Here is an 18,583-nt window from a genome sequence, read left to right as displayed (position 1 = left end):
AAGACATTTTTTTTATGTAAAAAGATCACCCTCACGTCAAACAGGATTGTAACGTGAGGGGTAATCTTCGCAAGCGTCATCCGTATGCAGTATGGCGAGTACGACCAGCATCGCTCTCTACAAGCCAATGCTACCGATAAATAAATACGTTATCATTGTTTTTGGTTCCAGACAGTCAGTACCCTAACTTATCGACCCACTCACGAATGGATTTTTCATTGGCACGATTAAGTAATCTTCCCTCTTTCCATTTCAAATTGTGATAGTCTTTTTTCAATGCTGTCACACTACCTGTAATACTGCTTCCTCCCGAAGTGGCAAAAGGTATGATGATCTTATTTTTAAGATCATGACTTTCAATGAAAGTGTTCACAACCCGAGGTGCAAGATTCCACCAGATGGGATAGCCGATAAAGATCACTTCATAATCGGCTATGTTTTCTTTTTTATTCTTAAGGACCGGACATGATTTCAGATCGTTCATCTCCACCGAGCTGCGCGATTGTTTGTTATGCCAGTCAAGATCGGCATTCGTATAAGGTTTTGCAGGAGTGATGGCATACAGTTCACCACCCGTAACCCGAGCCAGTTTCTTTGCAGCTTCCGCCGTAGTACCGGTTGCCGAAAAGTAGGCAACTAAAATTCGTTTACCATTGTGCCCCTGCTTTATGGGATCTTGTGCCGCTGCGTGTAAATTCATAAATAAGATTGCTAAAAGCGTTAGTAAAACAGATTTTGTTCTCATATTATTCAATATTTTAATAAGTTATTTTATTACTTTTCTCATACGTTTACGATTGCTGCAATGCAAGCCGTCGATCGTTGCCTGCCACCATCCTTTGCCAAAGCTCAAACCATACAGGAGTACTGTCAAATATACGGCAGTTATACCCGGAATTTAGCAACTCTCCATCTTCAGCTCTATTCGGGGGCTATCGATTTGATGAATTTCGCCGGAACTCCTCCAACAATGACATTCGGCGGCACATCTTTTGTGACCACCGCTCCCGCCGCAATAACGGCATTGTCACCAATCATCACACCCGGAAGAATTGTGGCATTTGCCCCTACCCAGACATTTTTTCCTAAAACAATCGGAGCAGGATACGTTGTTCCGCGGTCTTCAGGAGCAAGCCCGTGATTAAGAGTGGCAAACACTACATTATGTCCGATTTGGCAACTGTCGCCAATGGTTATGCCACCGTGATCCTGAAAGTGGCAACAGGCATTTATGAATACATCATCACCTATCACTATATTCTTCCCAAAATCAGTATAGAACGGAGGAAATACGCGAAGTGTAGGCGGAACCGGACTTCCAAAAAGCTCGGATAATAAATTTCGCACTTCGGCCGGCGTATGGTAAGAAGCATTCAGCCTGAATGTAAAACGCCTTGCCTCGTTACTCATATCATCCATAAAACAGTGGATTTCTTCTGTGTTGAGAGGCTTACATGACTTTACATACTCTTTAAAACTTTCGATAGTCATATTATTGTCGTTATAATTTTACTCATACATCTTTGGCTACATCCTATGTCGCGATACCAATCCGATAGCCGATATATTTAATTGCAAAATTACCGGAATAAAAAAGAGCGGTTGTATATGATTTACGGATATTCATACCCGAATCCCCGATTTTGAAATAAAACGCATATTATCTACAAAAAAAATACCTTCCGGACACACAACGGAAGGTATTTCTACACATGTCAATCTATTCATGGACAGGTCATCCGACCAAAAGGAAAGGATAAGGCCATCCCAAATAAGACAGGTTAATAACAAAGATTACGGCTGCCAGCACCCACAGTATCAATAAAGACCATTTCAGTCCGGACGCCATAGCCGGCCAATCAAATATCTGTCGGAGAATAGCATAAATGATCCCCACCAAAGGTATGCCCACCAATGCTACTCCTGCAATACTTCCTACAATGGTCATCATCGGCGAAGTGGAGATCAGCGGTGACCAATCGACTGCTGGCAGCATATGATAGAGAGCAGCTCCACCACCAATGGCTACTGCAATGGCAGCAATCACCAGAGCAACAAAAACAATGGCAAGCACAAAAAGCACCGGACTGCATATAATGGCGAGCACCACCAGACAGGCTTTCAGAAAGAAACCCGCTATCGATACCAACGCATCGCCCACCTTCTGCAGAAAACTGCGGGGCTTACCTGAATTTACATAATTGTTCACCCCGTTGGCTACCCTTTCAAACCCATCAGTCACCGTCTTACCGATATTCTCTATGGTGATATCCTCACCGCGCATACTCAACTTCTCGGCTGCCGTACGGGCCTCGGGAATAATCAGCCAACAGATGATGTATATAGGAATCAACACTCCATATCCACAGATCAGCACAACGAACATAATCAGTCGCAACAGCGTTACATCCCAGTTCAGATATGCAGCCAGCCCGCTAATCACCCCTCCCAATATTTTATCATCCGGATTACGGTAAAAACGGCGATGAATGGTTGTGCCGGATTGTGCCCCTGTATGTCCGGCTGTCTTTTGAGGTTCGTCTTCCTCACTCTCCTCACCAAAATCTTCGGGTTTTCCCATCCGGGCAATCACTTCTTCTACGTCGGCAATCGTAATCACTTGCGATCCGGCAGCCAACTTCTCGGCAAATAGTTCGGAGATGCGATTCTCTATATCGTTCACAATCTCCTCTGCTCCTTCTTGTTTGCGAAAGTGAAGTTTTAGGTTGCACAAATAATTATCGAGCAACCGGTAGGCATCCTCGTCGATATGAAAAACGGTTCCACCTAAATTTACGGTTAATGTTTTTTTCATCTTTATTTCTTTTTAAATGGATTCTCTATTAGCAATATGATTCACAGTTTCGTTCAGCTCCCTCCACGAAAGTTCCAGTTCGCCAAGGAACAACTCACCTTTCTCTGTCAGCTTATAATACTTCCGTGGCGGTCCCTGTGTAGATTCCACCCATTCGTAACTAAGTAAATCATCGTTTTTCAATCGGGTCAACAATGGATACAATGTGCCCTCCACCACAATCAGCTTTGCCTCTTTCAACTTCTGGATGATATCCGAAGCGTAAGCCGGCTCTTTATGCAACAGCAGCATGATGCAATATTCCAGCATGCCTTTTCGCATTTGCGACTTTACATTATCTACATTCATAAGCTTTACCTTTTTGATGCGACAAATATATGCATAACTTTAGTACTATGCAATGCAAAGTACTTTAAATTCATACTAATTAACTTATTAAGATACCTCCACCTTATTATAAAAGCAAATTATCACTATATTTGCGACATAAACCGAAAAATACAACAAACATGTTTACTATCCGAAAAGCCACTTCAGATGATTGCATACTGATTAACAAACTGGCGAAACAGGTATTTCCGACTACTTACAAAGAAATACTTTCGCCCGATCAACTTGACTACATGATGGAATGGATGTACGCGCCCCTGAATATCCGCAAACAAATGGAAAAAGAAGGACACGTATACTTCATCGCTTACCAGGAAGATGAACCTTGCGGCTATGTATCAGTACAGCCTCAAGGAGATGATGTGTTTCATCTCCAGAAAATATATGTCCTTCCCTCTTTTCAGGGAGCACACCTGGGAAGCAAACTATTTGACCACGCAGTACAATACATCAAAGAGATTCATCCGTCTCCCTGTCTGATGGAATTAAATGTCAACCGGAATAACAAGGCATTGCACTTTTATGAACATAAAGGGATGAAAAAACTACGTGAAGGTGATTTTCACATCGGAAACGGATATTATATGAATGACTATATCATGGGATTGGAACTCTGATGCGCATGTAAAGAAAATGCCAATATAAGAAACGCCCCGTTACATATATTGTTATCGTAATAACAAATAATGTAACGGGGCGTTTGGTGTATAGATACAACCCGAAGGTTATGCTACTTTTTCAAGTTTCTTCATGATAGAGAAGATGAACAGAGCGGCCAGCAGACAGCATACGATAAGTACACTCCATACCATCCACAACTGCATGCCACCCCACAGATAACCAATGATGGCAACGAGGTAATTACCAATGGCAGTTGCGGCAAACCATCCACCCATCATCATACCTTTGTATTTGGGAGGAGCTACTTTCGAAACAAACGAAATACCCATCGGAGAGAGGAACAACTCGGCGAAAGTAAGCACCAGATAAGTAGAGATCAACCAGTTTGGAGAAACCAGTGCGTCTTTCTCAATGCCACTGGCTGCCAGAGCATCTGGAGTAGGCAACCCGATAGACCCAATGGCCATTATCAAGAAACCGCATACGGCAATCATCATACCGATACCGATTTTACGCGGAGCAGAAGGTTCTTTCCCTTTTCTGGCAAGATATCCAAACACCGCCAGTGAAACCGGAGTCAAGGCAATCACGAAGAACGGATTGAATTGCTGGAAGATCTGAGGCAGAATATTAACAGTAGGATCCATAGAGCTATAGCTCCATCCCAGACAGAGAAGTGCGGCAGCAACTACTATACCGGCAATCATTTTTGATTTGCCGGTCTTTCCCTGGAACAGTGAAAAAAGTCCGTAAATAACAATCAACAAGAAGGTAAGGTTCACGATATTGAAGCCCAAACGGTCGAGTCCGGTCACCTCTTGTGCGGTATAATCACGTGCAAAGAATGTCAGTGTCAGTCCGTTCTGGTGGAAAGCCATCCAGAAGAAAATAACTACGGCAAATACAAGCAACAAAGCCACGATGCGCTGTTTGGTTTGTTCCGGAGTCAACTTCTCCTCAACTACGTTAGCCGGTTTAGCTTGTTTAGAGTTGTAGTCGGCATGTTTAAATGTAGAGCGGAAAGCGACGTAAATCAACATCGAAATAATCAATGATACACATGCCACACCAAATCCATAGTTATATGCTTCAGAAAGCTTATCGATATAAGTAGTACAGAATGTGGCAATGTCGCCGGTAAAGTTCTGTGCAGCCTGCAATGATTCCAAAGTAGCCTGGTTAGCAGGAGTGATTGTACCGTCAAGATATTGATGTGCCAATGAAGGAATCTGAGGAACATACGAAAGCCCTGCCTTGCCCAACATATAGTTGGTTACCTTTGTAGCAGCTGTCGGAGCGTACATCGCACCGATATTGATAGCCATATAGAATATACTGAACGCCGTGTCACGTTTGGAGCTATATTCGGGGGCATCATACAAATTACCCACCATTACCTGCAAATTACCTTTAAAAAGTCCGGTACCGCAAGCAATCAGAGCCAGTGCACCAAACATCATTACTTTGCCGGAATCGTTGGAAGTCGGGATGGCAAGCAGTGCGTAGCCGATAAACATGACTACAATACCCATTGTCACCATTTTGCCATAACCAAACTTATCGGCAAGAATACCACCAAAGAACGGAATAAAATAAACAGCAGCCAAAAAGCATCCGAAAATGGTAGAAGTTTCAGCAGCAGTGTAACCAAACTTTGCTTGTAGAAACAAAGTAAAAATCGCAAGCATGGTATAGTAACCGAATCGCTCGCCTGTGTTGGCAAGTGCCAGAGCATACAAACCCTTAGGTTGTCCTTCAAACATAAAATTAGAATATTAGATTATTAAATAGATATTTTCTGCAAATATATACTTTTTACTGAAATTAAACAGTATATAATACACAAACTTCCGCCCGAACCTCGTTTATTAGCTCTTTAGGATCAATTTTTATCTGTAATCCGCGTTGCCCCGCACTTACATAAATATACGGAAACTCCAGACAGGTTTCATGGATATAGGTGGGAAAATGTTTTTTCATTCCGACAGGCGAACAGGCACCGCGGATATATCCGGTGACGGAAAGAAGCTCTTTCATAGGAATCATATCACAACTCTTATTACCGGACACCTTTGCGGCAAGCTTCAGATTTACCTCTTTGTCTCCGGGAATCACGCAAACGAAGTATCCCGTTTTATCGCCATGAAGCACAAGAGTTTTAAAAACCTGATCAATATTCTCTCCCAAACTGGCCGCTACATGCACAGCACTCAAATCATTTTCGTCTACCTCGTAAGGGATAAGTTCATAGGAAATTTTGGCCTTATCCAACAGACGGGCAGCATTGGTCTTATTGATTTTCATAGATATATGTATATTGGAGCAGCCATAGAAAAAAGCTGCTATTAGTAAGTTAATAACGTAACTCTACAAAGTTAACTTCGTAGTTGCAGGAAGTTAACTTTGTACAAATACGATATTAACTCTTTATTATTTAACAAGTTAATATCGTATATATAAATTATCAATCGATTCTCAGTTCTTCGCGAAGAAACTTCGGGGTATATCCTTTTGTACTCTTCGCAACCTCTTCCGGTGTCCCGAAACTGAGAAGTTCCCCTCCCCCTTTACCGCCTTCGGGGCCCATGTCGATAATGTAATCCGCCATCTTTATCACATCCAGATTATGCTCAATGACGATCACAGTATTACCTTTATCCACCAATTTATTTAATACTCCCATCAGCACACGGATATCTTCAAAATGCAGACCGGTAGTCGGTTCATCAAGAATATACAAAGTCTTTCCCGTATCTCGTTTCGAAAGCTCCGTTGCCAATTTTACGCGCTGGCTTTCACCTCCCGAAAGGGTGGTTGATGATTGCCCTAATTTAATGTATCCCAATCCAACATCCTGGATAGTCTTAATTTTGTTCAGAATCTGAGGAACATTTTCAAAGAACTCTACCGCACGGTTAATGGTCATATCGAGCACATCGGCAATGGATTTTCCCTTGAAACGCACTTCCAGAGTTTCGCGATTATAACGTTTGCCATGACAAACTTCACATGGAACATATACATCGGGCAGGAAATTCATTTCGATTGTCTTGTAGCCATTCCCGGAACATGCCTCACAACGTCCGCCGGAGACATTAAAAGAAAAACGACCGGGTTTATAACCACGAATCTTAGCTTCCGGCAATCCGACAAAAAGACTGCGGATATCTGAAAAGACACCGGTATAAGTGGCAGGATTGGAACGCGGAGTACGCCCCAACGGAGACTGGTCCACATTGACAACCTTATCTATGTTCTCCAATCCTTCAATAGAATCGTATTCCAAAGGATCCTGCAAAGAACGATAGAACTTCTGCGAAAGTATCGGTTGCAAAGTTTCATTTATCAACGTAGACTTACCACTACCGGATACTCCCGTAACACAAATCAGTTTGCCTAACGGAAATTCGACATCTACATTCTTCAGATTATTCCCTTTAGCGCCACGCAACCATAAAGATTTTCCATTACCGGGACGCCGTTTGGAAGGCACTTCGATGGCAGTTTGTCCGTTGAGATACTGTGAAGTAAGTGTACTGGTCCTCAACATCTTTTGTGGAGTTCCGGCAAAAACAACTTCTCCCCCCAGTCGTCCGGCTTTAGGCCCCATGTCAATCACATAGTCGGCAGCCAGCATCATATCTTTATCATGCTCTACCACGATCACAGAGTTACCCATATCACGCAATTCTTTCAAGGAGTTGATTAACCTCAGGTTATCACGTTGGTGCAGCCCGATGCTCGGCTCGTCAAGAATATAAAGCACATTGACCAGTTGAGAACCAATTTGTGTGGCCAGACGGATACGCTGACTCTCCCCACCCGACAGACTGACGGAACTACGGTTTAAAGACAGATAATCCAATCCTACATCCAACAGGAATTTTAAGCGGGTACGTATCTCCTTCAAAATCTCTGCGGCAATCATTTTCTGCTTATCCGTCAGGAATTCGTCCACTTTCATCAACCAGTCATACAACTCATTGATGTCCATATTTGAAAGTTCATTGATGTTTTTATCATGGATACGGAAGTGGAGTGCTTCCTTATTCAGTTTCGCTCCCTTACATTCAGGGCAAACTGTGGTTTTGGCAAATTGTTCCGCCCATTTCTGTGCAGTGGCCGAAGCATCTTTCTCCTGCAACATCTGGATATACTTGACAACACCTTCATACGTCACAAAATAATCGGAAGAAGTACCTATCAAAGAGCTTTTTATCTTGATACGTTCGTCCGAGCCATACAGAATCTCGTCGATTGCATCATTTGGCAAATCTTTTACGGGAGTCTTCAATGACGCATCATATTTCTCCAGCAAAGCACCGATCTGCCAGAAAATCATTGCATTCTTATATTTACCTAAAGGAGCTATCGCCCCTTCATATATAGACAACTCTTTATCAGGAATCACCTTATCTACATCAATCTGACTGACTACCCCCAATCCCTTACAACGCGGACAAGCTCCCTGCGGAGAATTGAACGAAAAGTTGTGCGGAGCCGGTTCACGATACGACAGTCCCGTGACAGGGCACATCAGGCGTTTACTGTAGTGCCGGATACTCTCTGTCTGTGCATCGAGAATCATCAATAATCCGTCGCCCTGCCGCATAGCAGTAGCGACACTCTGTTTCAACCGCTTGTCATCCTTATCTTCCACGATAAGCTTATCCACAACGACTTCGATGTCGTGGTTTTTATAACGATCCAGTTTCAGTCCGTGAGTGATTTCGCGTACTTCTCCGTCTATACGGACATACAAATATCCCTTTTTGCGAATCTGCTCGAAGAGTTCTTTGTAATGTCCCTTACGTGAACGCACCAAAGGTGCCAGCATATAAATTTTCTTTCCTTTATAATCTTTCAGGATCAGTTCCAGTATCTGTTCCTCAGTGTATTTCACCATCTTTTCTCCCGAGAGATAAGAATAGGCTATTCCGGCACGGGCATAAAGCAGACGAAGATAATCGTAAATCTCCGTAGTAGTGCCGACCGTGGAACGGGGATTTTTATTCGTAGTCTTTTGTTCTATGGAAATAACCGGACTCAACCCTGTAATCTTATCTACATCCGGACGCTCCAGATTGCCCAGAAAGTTGCGGGCATAAGCCGAAAAGGTTTCAATATAGCGGCGCTGGCCCTCTGCAAATATTGTATCGAAAGCAAGAGATGATTTCCCGCTTCCACTCAGTCCGGTAATCACAGTCAGGCTGTCACGTGGTATTTCCGCATCAATGTCTTTCAGATTGTGTACGCGCGCACCGTACACATTTATATATTCTGTTTCCTGCATACTCTAACTTTTATTGAGTTGCAAAATTAATGTTTCCGCCCGAAATATAGTTTTAAAAAACACAATATTATTTTCTTAACTCAATATATTATGTGAATCTATGACATTATTCGTACCTTTGCCGTAATCAATTGAGAATTGAATAGTAAAAATTACAAATTAAGATTAATAAATTGATGAAATCAATCAAACGAATCTTCTTTCTCCTGTCTTTTATAAGTGTTTCCTATTTAAGCACATTGGCACAAGAGAACCAATCCTACTTCCTTCACACTATTGAAAAGGGGCAAAGCTTATATTCCATCTCAAGTATGTATGGAGTCAGCAAAGCAGATATTATTCGCCTGAACCCCGGTTGTGAGGACAAAATCTATGCAGGACAAGCCATCAAAATCCCACAGAACAAAACCGCCCAGAAAAGTGAAATGTTCCATACCATTCAACCGGGAGAAACCCTTTATCGGTTGACAACCACCTATAAAGTTTCTGCAAAAGCCATTTGTGACGCCAATCCGGGATTAAGTGCAGAGAACTTCCGTATCGGACAGGTTATCCGTATCCCTTCCGCTGCAGAAGCCATCGACTCTACAGTAGAAGCAGTAGTCACAACTCCCGAACAACCCATTATCCAACCGGCTGTAAAGCCCCGTTGCAGAGACATGCACAAAGTGAAACGCAGAGAGACTATTTTCAGCGTCAGCCGTGAATATGGCATTTCTGAACAGGAACTGATTGCAGCCAATCCGGAGTTGAAGAACGGTATGAAGAAGGGACAATTCCTTTGTATCCCCTATCCGTCAGAGAAATCGGCAGTCACTACTCCCCAGACAGACACCAATATCACACCGCCAAGCAACAGCGAATTGTTCCGTGAAAACAAAGAAACACCCAAAAGCATTTCTACCATCAAAGCGGCTCTCTTGTTACCCTTTGACGACAAAAGAATGGTAGAATATTATGAAGGCTTCCTGATGGCAGTTGACAGTCTGAAACGTACCGGCACTTCAATCGATCTATACGTCTACGATTGCAATAAAGAAAGTTCATCATTGAACAACATTCTGGCAAAAAGTGAGATGAAGAATATGAATGTCATTTTTGGTCCGGCACAGCAACAGCATATTAAACCGTTAGCAGCTTTCGCGAAGAAAAACGATATTCGCCTGGTTGTCCCTTTCTCTTCAAAAGAAGGCGAAGTATTCAGCAACCCGTTTATTTATCAAATCAATACTCCACAGTCTTATCTGTACTCCGAAGTCTACGAGCACTTCACACGTCAATTCCCGAATGCTAACGTGATTCTTTTGGAATCTTCGGTTGTGGATAAAGATAAAGTTGAATTTATCAAAGGCTTAAAACAGGAACTGGGAAGCAAAGGGATTCCGGTGAAAACATTAAAGGAAAACGCCCCGGTGGAAACGCTGAAAGCAGCTTTGCGTAACGACAAAGAGAACTTCTTCATCCCCACCTCCGGTAACGATTTGACGCTTTTGAAAATCATTCCCCAATTGACATTACTTGTAAGAGATAACCCGGAAGCGCGTATTCATCTATTCGGTTATCCTGAATGGCAAACTTATACAAAGGATCATCTGGAAAGTTTCTTTGAGCTGGACACCTATTTCTATTCGTCATTCTACACGAATAATCTGCTACCTGCTGCAATCAACTTCACTCATGCTTATCGCAAATGGTACAGCAAAGAGATGGAAGAACGGTACCCGAAATACGGTATGCTGGGTTTTGACACAGGATACTTCTTCCTCAAAGGACTGTCCAAATACGGTTCCGAACTGGAAAAAAATCTCCCTCTGATGGATTTAACTCCTATCCAAACCGGATTTAAATTCCAACGTGTCAATAACTGGGGGGGATTTGTAAACAAGAAAGTATTCTTTGTCCATTTCACAAAGAACTTTGAATTGATTAAACTTGACTTCGAATGAAAAAGAATCAACTGAAATCAATCCTACTGGGAACTGCTTTGCTGGCAGGAATTGTACTGCCAGCAAATGCCCAGATAGGCGAACAACGACATAATTTTGCCATCGGAATTAATGGAGGTGCAAATTACAGTACCGTTTCTTTCCAACCGACCATTAAGCAAAACGGATTATTAGGAATTACCGGAGGAGTAACAGCACGTTATATTTCCGAAAAATACTTCGCTATGATTTGTGGAGCACAATTGGAACTTAACTTCTCGCAACGGGGATGGGACGAAAAATTCGACCCCGAGCAAGGCTTTTCTTCAGAAGACTCTTATGTCCGTACCCTGAACTACCTTGAAGTACCTTTTCTTGCCCATTTGGCTTTTGGCAAAGACAGAGGAGCACAGTTCTTCATCAACCTGGGACCGCAAATAGGTTTCTTGTTAAGCGAAAACGAAAAAAGAGAAGGTAGTTGGAAAACAGCCAATCGGGCACCCAACGAACAATATGGAAAACGGATAGAAAATAAATTCGACTATGGAATTGCAGGTGGCGGCGGAATCGAAGTCAGGACTAAGGCCGGAAATTTTCTTTTAGAAGGAAGATATTATTTTGGACTGGCCGATTTTTATAACAGCACCAAAAAAGACTATTTTGCACGTTCGGCCAATAGTACCATTACAGCAAAAATCACTTATTTATTTGACATAAAGAAGTAAAAGCGTATAAATGAATTCACCACAAAGGATATGGTGTCCATAGAGACATCCTGTATCCTTTGTGGTGAATCTTTTTTATCGGAGACGGTCGGCAGCCTTTACCATCACTTCATCCCGTCCTATCGCACGAATAGCCAAATAGTTGAGAATAATCGAAATCAACGGCAGGCACAACGCCCATGAAATCTGAAAAGCAGCATTCAGATCTTTCTTCAGGACAAACATAAAAGCAAGAAAGGTAAGATAATAACCAATCAACAAAATGCTATTGAATATCGACATGCGAATCTGCAACATACGGTTCTTGAAAAGAAAGATTGTGGCAAATGCGATGATTGCACTAAGCAACAATATACCAAATACTCCCCAAGTAGAATAAAACATTCCGTTCTGTTCCACCCCCAATGGTTTGAAAGTATACATGGCAGCATCAGCACCTATAAAACTGCCGACAGGCAGACACATACTTGTTATCAGTAATGCAGTAACAAGCAAAAGATAAATCGTTTGAATTCGTTGAATCATAGTTTTTAAAGTTGTGTTTAATCCGGAATAAAAAAGTCAAGCAATAAGAGATAGAAGAATAGACTCCTACTTACTACTTGACTGTTAACTCTTCAACCGGCGAAGAAAATTACTGTAATTTTTCTTTTTCCTTTGCCGGGTTTCTATAATAGATCTTTCCTTCTACATACTCTTGCGCAGCAATCAAATCGGGTTTCGGCAATTTCTCGTAGTAACGTGAAATTTCGATCTGCTCTCTATTTTCAAATACCTCCTCCAAATTATCGTTGTAGGAAGCAAACTCCGCAAGTTTCTTGGAAAGGTCGTTCTTTATTTCCACACTGATCTGATTGGCACGCTTACCAATGATAGCTACTGTTTCATAAACATTACCGGTATCGGCACATAAGTCCATCATATCACGGGTAATGGTATTCGTCGGAGCATTTGTTTTCTTGTAATCCATAAATCTATTTATAATTTAGTCTTTAATTACTTTTTGAGAATCTTTGAATATCTTTTCGGCTTCCTTCAGATATTTACTTTCCGGAAATTCATTCTTGAAAGCATAATATTCGTCTACCGTTTCACGGTAACGATCCATCTTCTTGTCTTCCACACTATTCACCGCCATTTCATACTTGGCCCGGAGAATCAATATAGACAGTTCTTCACGATAATCAGTATAAGGATAGTCCTTTAAAGCATTCTGGGCAGTGATCACACAAGACATGAAGTTATTGCCCAGATAATTACCAAGATTATAATATAATCTGGCAGACAGAAGTTCTTTCAAAACCAACTTGTCCTGCAAAGCAAAAATCATATTTTGTGCCTCCTGTTTTCTACTGCTCTGGGGATAATATTCCAGAAACATCTGCAACTGCTGGATAGCCTGATAAGTACTTGATTGATCCAAACGGGGTTCAGGAGTATCCAAATACAGAGCTTTACCGGCATGGAAGCGGGCCAACTCTGAGAACTGACCGCGCGGATATGTATTGAAGTAAGTGATAAATGACTGGGCCGCAGTAGAATAATCTTTCTGATTATAATAACTCATAGCCAGCATGTATAATGATTCTTCTGCTTTATCCGTACCTTTCAGGATAGTTATCAACTCGTTCAGCAATGTAGCCGATCGATTATACTGACCTTTAGCGAAGTAGTTCTTAGCGGCCTCATACTTGTATTCGTAATCGGTGCTTTTTAGCAACTTATTGTACTCTCCACACGAGGATAAAACAGTAGCTGCAAGCAGCGTTATAATGATGTTCTTCTTCATTCTGTATTTAAATAATGCGCAAAGTTAAAGATTCGCGCTGAATAAACCAATTAATCAATGTTTTTTAAGATAAAAAAGAATGGAAGAATAGAGTTTAGTTACGAATAGTGAACAAGCGATGATGGATGGCTAATTTATAAACAATGCAACAGTCATTCACTAACCACCCATCACTACTCACAGGTTTTACAGTTTATACAGGTCGCTTGCCGCCAGCAAGTCAACTTTCTTCTCTGTTAACACTCGGATACAATTTTCCATATCGTTGGGACGGATAATCACATTTGCAGAATTATTATTGGCAAATGAATACATATATTCAATGAAAACCCCTTCATTGGAAAGATATTGTAATACTTTAGCCAACGCACCGGGCACGTTAGGGCAGTTAATACCTACCACCTCCGTCACATTGACTGCGAAATGGTTATCTTTTAAAGCTTTGTAAGCCTTATCCGGATCGGATACAATTCCGCGGAGAATACCAAAATCGGCGTTCTCAGCAATGCAAAGAGCCGAAAGATTAATACCTTCCTTTGCCAATACTTCAGTCACCTCTGTCAGTCGGCCTGATTTATTTTCCAAAAAAATGGAAAGTTGTTTTGCTACCATAATAAATGACTTTATATTTATATTCGTTATAGTTTTCTATTATCAATCACACGCTTCGCTTTACCCACACTACGCTCGATGCTGCGAGGTTCCACCAACTTCACATCTACTCCCAAACCTAACACACTCTGCAAACGTGCTGTCAGCTTTTTCTTTAAAGCCAGCATCTTATTTATTTCATCCGAATAATAGTCCGGACGAACTTCAACTTTCAGTTCCATAGTATCCGTATTATTCTTACGGTCGATAGTCAGCAGGTAATGCGGCTCAAACTCTACCATTTCCAAAATAACAGATTCAATCTGTGTGGGGAATACATTGACTCCACGGATAATAAGCATATCATCGCTGCGTCCCAGAATACGATCCATACGTACCAAAGTACGTCCACAAGAGCATTTTTCATAATGCAATGCGGTCAGATCTTTCGTCCTGTAACGCAATAGAGGCATACCCTCTTTAGTCAGATGGGTGAAAACCAATTCACCGGTCTGCCCGGGCTCTACAGGCTGTAATGTATGCGGATCTATTATTTCAGGGAAGAAATGATCTTCATTCAAGTGGGTACCGTTTTGACACTCACATTCATATCCGACGCCGGGACCTGCAATTTCACTTAATCCATATATATCATAAGCCTTAATCCCTAATTTTGCCTCGATGTCTTTACGCATGCTTTCTGTCCAGGGTTCCGCACCGAAGGCGCCTGCTTTCAGCTTAAACTCTTCACGCGGGAAACCGGAATCATTAATCGCATCAGCCAGATAAAGGGCATAAGACGGTGTACAACATAGGACGGTTGATCCGAAATCATGCATCAAAGTAATCTGTTTCTCCGTATTACCACTCGACATGGGAATAACTGAAGCCCCGATATTTTCGGCACCGGCATGTGCTCCCAGCCCACCTGTAAACAGACCGTAGCCATATGACACCTGAAATATATCCGAACGGCTTGCCCCATAGGCCGTAAAGGCACGGGACAAACACTCTGCCCAGGACGATAAGTCTTTACGGGTATACCCTACTACAGTCGGTTTGCCGGTAGTACCCGATGATGCATGGATACGTACAATCTGACTCATAGGCACGGCACACAGTCCGAATGGATAATTGTCGCGTAAATCTAATTTAGTGGTAAATGGTAGTTTGGAGATGTCTTCTATTCCGTTGATATCATCAGGAGTGATACCTAATTCTTGCATTTTCCTACGATAGAACGGCGTATTGTGATAAACGTATTCTACTATTTTCTTTAGTCTAATGCTCTGGATTTTACGCAAATTATCGCGTTCCATGCATTCGATGCTCTCATTCCAAATCATGTCTTTCGTTGTATTTTGTTAGTTATGTTGTGCAAAGTAAAGGATTTATTTTAAAAATCTATTTGTTTATCTCAACTATTTTGCCGAATATTGTCTTCTGAAAGAAAAAAGAAACATGAATTTTGAATTAACATCCGCATACAAGCCAACCGGAGATCAGCCGGAAGCAATCGCACAACTGACTGAAGGAGTTCTTGAAGGTATACCGGCACAAACGTTACTGGGTGTAACCGGTTCCGGAAAGACATTCACCATTGCCAATGTTATTGCCAATATCAATAAACCTACGTTGATTCTGAGCCATAACAAAACGCTGGCAGCTCAGCTATATGGTGAATTTAAAGGATTTTTCCCCAATAACGCTGTCGAATATTACGTCTCTTATTATGATTATTACCAGCCGGAAGCCTACCTTCCGAGTTCGGATACATATATAGAAAAGGACCTCGCTATCAATGATGAAATTGACAAGCTCAGATTGGCTGCAACTTCAGCTCTCCTTTCCGGAAGAAAAGATGTGGTGGTGGTATCTTCCGTATCTTGCATCTATGGTATGGGAAATCCATCGGATTTTTATGATAATGTTATTGAAATAGAGAGAGGGCGAACCATCAACCGCAATGTGTTTCTCCGACGATTGGTAGATAGTCTGTATATGCGTAACGACATCGAACTCAATCGTGGAAATTTCCGGGTAAAAGGAGACACGGTAGACATTTATCTGGCCTACTCGGACAATTTACTTCGGGTTACCTTTTGGGGGGATGAAATTGACGGCATCGAAGAAGTAGATCCGGTTTCCGGAGTAACCATCGCACCTTTTGAGGCTTATAAAATATATCCCGCCAACCTGTTTATGACTACCAAAGAAGCAACCTTACGCGCCATCCATGAAATAGAGGATGATCTCACCAAACAGGTTGCCTATTTCGAATCTATCGGCAAAGAATATGAAGCGAAACGCCTTTATGAGCGAGTAACATATGATATGGAAATGATACGGGAACTGGGTCATTGTTCCGGCATCGAAAACTATTCACGATACTTTGACGGTCGTGCAGCAGGTACACGCCCTTACTGTCTGTTGGATTTTTTTCCGGATGATTTCTTGATTGTAATAGATGAAAGTCACGTAAGTGTTCCGCAAATACGTGCTATGTACGGAGGAGACCGGGCCCGCAAAATTAACTTGGTGGAATATGGCTTCCGACTGCCTGCCGCAATGGACAATCGCCCGTTAAAGTTCGAAGAATTCGAATCAATGGCTAAACAGGTTATCTATGTAAGTGCTACCCCCGCCGATTACGAACTGGTGCAATCAGAAGGCATCGTCGTTGAGCAAGTGATCCGCCCTACCGGTCTATTGGATCCTATTATCGAAGTACGCCCCAGTCTAAACCAAATAGACGATTTGATGGAAGAGATCCAACTCCGTATCGAACGGGAAGAGCGCGTACTCGTAACTACTCTGACTAAACGTATGGCTGAAGAATTAACGGAATATCTATTAAATAATAATGTACGTTGTAACTATATCCACAGCGATGTGGATACCTTAGAGCGCGTCAAGATCATGGATGATCTTCGCCAAGGTGTATATGACGTATTGATCGGGGTAAATTTATTACGTGAAGGACTTGATCTTCCGGAAGTATCACTGGTGGCCATCCTCGACGCAGATAAAGAAGGTTTTCTCCGTTCACACCGCTCATTAACCCAAACGGCCGGACGAGCTGCCCGAAACGTAAACGGAATGGTAATTATGTATGCCGACAAGATCACGGACAGCATGCGACTGACCATTGACGAAACTAACCGCCGCCGCGAAAAACAACTCGCATACAATGAAGAGCATGGAATCACTCCACAGCAGATTAAGAAAGCACGCAACCTGGCTGTATTCGGCAATGGTAACGAAATGGAGGAAACGCAAAAAGCAACCCGTGCATACGTGGAACCCTCTTCACCCAATATTGCCGCAGACCCGGTCGTACAGTATATGAGTAAAGCTCAGCTGGAGAAAAGTATGGAACGCACCCGTAAACTGATGCAAGAAGCAGCTAAGAAGCTGGAATTCATTGAAGCTGCCCAATACAGGGACGAATTGCTCAAGATGGAAGACTTAATGAAAGAGAAGTGGCCAGGATAAAAAGCACCTTGGTTTTGATAGAATAACAAGTAGTTAGAATATATCGGAGAAACCATCTTTTTCTTAATTATCCTAACAAATTCAATTAAGAAATAAAATAAATGTTATAAAATCAGGCGTTTCTAATAAAACGCTTGCCAATACTTGAAAAAGCTGTATCTTTGCAATGTGTTTTTCATAGTATTAGATTTAAGGTTAACAAAGGTTGGAGCAAGGCGTTGCTCCTTTTTTTATGCTTTCAAGTCAACTTTCAACCCAAATCCCTATCTTTGCAAAGAACTCTGAATATAAAAAATGAAAAAGATTATCTTTATAGGAGCACCTTTATTGCTGACAGTTCTTGTAATTACCATCTATGTATGTAATCGGACTATTCAGAAAAACAGTGAAGCATATCTTTATTCAACAGTATCCGATATTCCCTATAATAAAGTAGGTCTGTTATTGGGCACCTCGCCCAAATTGAAAAACGGGAAAAACAATCTGTATTTCGACTATCGGATTAAAGCTGCCACAGAATTATACAATGCAGGAAAAATCAAATATATATTGGTGAGCGGTGACAATCGGAGAAATGATTATAATGAACCCGAAGAAATGAAGCAGGCATTAATTGCCACAGGTATTCCCGAACAGCAAATCATATTAGACTATGCCGGTCTGAGAACATTGGACTCTGTTATAAGAGCGCATTTAATTTTTGGTCTGGAGCGTTTCACTCTGATTTCACAAGAATTTCACAATGAACGGGCTATTTTTCTGGCTCAGCAAAACCATCTTCAGGTTATTGGATATAATGCTCAGGACGTGAGTGCATATGCCGGCTTTAAAACCAACCTTCGAGAATTACTGGCAAGAGTAAAAGTCTTTATAGATATCATTACCGATAAAGCTCCCAAACATCTTGGGGAAAAGGTAGAGATACCGGAATAATAATTT

17 protein-coding genes are annotated in these 18,583 nt (G+C 41.8%); 5 read left to right on the top strand and 12 right to left on the bottom strand.

Features of this window, described 5'->3' with window-relative positions:
* Positions 1 to 175: 175 nt before the first annotated feature.
* The 4 genes from KO473_RS06730 to KO473_RS06715 form a co-directional block, all read right to left on the bottom strand.
* Positions 176 to 700: a flavodoxin gene (locus tag KO473_RS06730; RefSeq protein WP_250716539.1), complete on the bottom strand. Its 525-nt coding sequence runs from the start codon at positions 698 to 700 to the stop codon at positions 176 to 178.
* 221 nt (positions 701 to 921) lie between these two features.
* Positions 922 to 1,491 (bottom strand): sugar O-acetyltransferase, encoded by a 570-nt coding sequence (locus tag KO473_RS06725; protein ID WP_005820529.1) that lies wholly within the window; start codon positions 1,489 to 1,491, stop codon positions 922 to 924.
* Positions 1,492 to 1,735: 244 nt separating this feature from the next.
* Positions 1,736 to 2,815, bottom strand: coding sequence for a PspC domain-containing protein (locus tag KO473_RS06720; protein ID WP_005820531.1), 1,080 nt, complete (start codon positions 2,813 to 2,815; stop codon positions 1,736 to 1,738).
* Positions 2,816 to 2,827: 12 nt separating this feature from the next.
* Positions 2,828 to 3,163 (bottom strand): PadR family transcriptional regulator, encoded by a 336-nt coding sequence (locus KO473_RS06715; protein WP_005820533.1) that lies wholly within the window; start codon positions 3,161 to 3,163, stop codon positions 2,828 to 2,830.
* A 161-nt stretch (positions 3,164 to 3,324) separates the two neighbouring features.
* On the opposite strand from KO473_RS06715, the gene KO473_RS06710 reads away from it, so the two are divergent.
* A complete protein-coding gene (locus tag KO473_RS06710; RefSeq protein WP_005778232.1) occupies positions 3,325 to 3,822 on the top strand; it encodes a GNAT family N-acetyltransferase in 498 nt (165 codons plus the stop codon).
* Between the two features lie 108 nt (positions 3,823 to 3,930).
* Here KO473_RS06710 and KO473_RS06705 read toward each other — a convergent pair whose 3' ends face one another.
* The 3 genes from KO473_RS06705 to uvrA all read right to left on the bottom strand — a co-directional run bounded on the left by KO473_RS06705 (position 3,931) and on the right by uvrA (position 9,119).
* On the bottom strand, positions 3,931 to 5,589 hold the full coding sequence (locus tag KO473_RS06705) for a peptide MFS transporter (protein ID WP_005778234.1): 1,659 nt from the start codon (positions 5,587 to 5,589) through the stop codon (positions 3,931 to 3,933).
* Positions 5,590 to 5,650: 61 nt separating this feature from the next.
* On the bottom strand, positions 5,651 to 6,130 hold the full coding sequence (gene ybaK / locus KO473_RS06700) for a Cys-tRNA(Pro) deacylase (protein ID WP_005778236.1): 480 nt from the start codon (positions 6,128 to 6,130) through the stop codon (positions 5,651 to 5,653).
* A 160-nt stretch (positions 6,131 to 6,290) separates the two neighbouring features.
* Positions 6,291 to 9,119, bottom strand: coding sequence for an excinuclease ABC subunit UvrA (gene uvrA, locus KO473_RS06695; protein WP_005820535.1), 2,829 nt, complete (start codon positions 9,117 to 9,119; stop codon positions 6,291 to 6,293).
* A 176-nt stretch (positions 9,120 to 9,295) separates the two neighbouring features.
* Between uvrA and KO473_RS06690 the strand changes: the two genes are divergently transcribed.
* Both KO473_RS06690 and KO473_RS06685 read left to right on the top strand, forming a co-directional pair.
* A complete protein-coding gene (locus tag KO473_RS06690; protein ID WP_005820538.1) occupies positions 9,296 to 11,065 on the top strand; it encodes a LysM peptidoglycan-binding domain-containing protein in 1,770 nt (589 codons plus the stop codon).
* Positions 11,062 to 11,769 (top strand): porin family protein, encoded by a 708-nt coding sequence (locus KO473_RS06685; RefSeq protein WP_005778242.1) that lies wholly within the window; start codon positions 11,062 to 11,064, stop codon positions 11,767 to 11,769. Before KO473_RS06690 ends, KO473_RS06685 begins: the two co-directional genes overlap by 4 nt.
* A 75-nt stretch (positions 11,770 to 11,844) precedes the next feature.
* Here KO473_RS06685 and KO473_RS06680 read toward each other — a convergent pair whose 3' ends face one another.
* The 5 genes from KO473_RS06680 to KO473_RS06660 form a co-directional block, all read right to left on the bottom strand.
* Positions 11,845 to 12,294, bottom strand: a complete 450-nt coding sequence (locus tag KO473_RS06680) for a DUF4293 domain-containing protein (RefSeq protein WP_005778244.1) — start codon at positions 12,292 to 12,294, stop codon at positions 11,845 to 11,847.
* 109 nt (positions 12,295 to 12,403) lie between these two features.
* A complete protein-coding gene (locus KO473_RS06675; protein WP_005778246.1) occupies positions 12,404 to 12,739 on the bottom strand; it encodes a DNA-directed RNA polymerase subunit omega in 336 nt (111 codons plus the stop codon).
* Between the two features lie 15 nt (positions 12,740 to 12,754).
* Entirely contained in the window at positions 12,755 to 13,558 is an 804-nt protein-coding gene (locus tag KO473_RS06670; RefSeq protein WP_005778248.1) for an outer membrane protein assembly factor BamD, read from the bottom strand.
* A gap of 186 nt (positions 13,559 to 13,744) precedes the next feature.
* Positions 13,745 to 14,170, bottom strand: coding sequence for a hypothetical protein (locus tag KO473_RS06665; protein ID WP_005778250.1), 426 nt, complete (start codon positions 14,168 to 14,170; stop codon positions 13,745 to 13,747).
* A 26-nt stretch (positions 14,171 to 14,196) separates the two neighbouring features.
* Positions 14,197 to 15,495 (bottom strand): phenylacetate--CoA ligase family protein, encoded by a 1,299-nt coding sequence (locus KO473_RS06660; protein WP_005778252.1) that lies wholly within the window; start codon positions 15,493 to 15,495, stop codon positions 14,197 to 14,199.
* Between the two features lie 115 nt (positions 15,496 to 15,610).
* Between KO473_RS06660 and uvrB the strand changes: the two genes are divergently transcribed.
* Positions 15,611 to 17,644 carry an excinuclease ABC subunit UvrB gene (gene uvrB, locus KO473_RS06655; RefSeq protein ID WP_005778254.1) on the top strand — a complete coding sequence of 678 codons (2,034 nt, stop codon included), beginning with the start codon at positions 15,611 to 15,613 and terminating at the stop codon, positions 17,642 to 17,644.
* 294 nt (positions 17,645 to 17,938) lie between these two features.
* On the top strand, positions 17,939 to 18,577 hold the full coding sequence (locus KO473_RS06650; RefSeq protein WP_005820542.1) for a vancomycin high temperature exclusion protein: 639 nt from the start codon (positions 17,939 to 17,941) through the stop codon (positions 18,575 to 18,577).
* Positions 18,578 to 18,583 lie beyond the last annotated feature (6 nt).

It is taken from the genome of Bacteroides sp. HF-4919 (assembly GCF_018860125.1).
The sequence above is the reverse complement of the archived record's forward strand: the minus strand, read 5'-3'. Positions and strand labels throughout refer to the sequence as shown.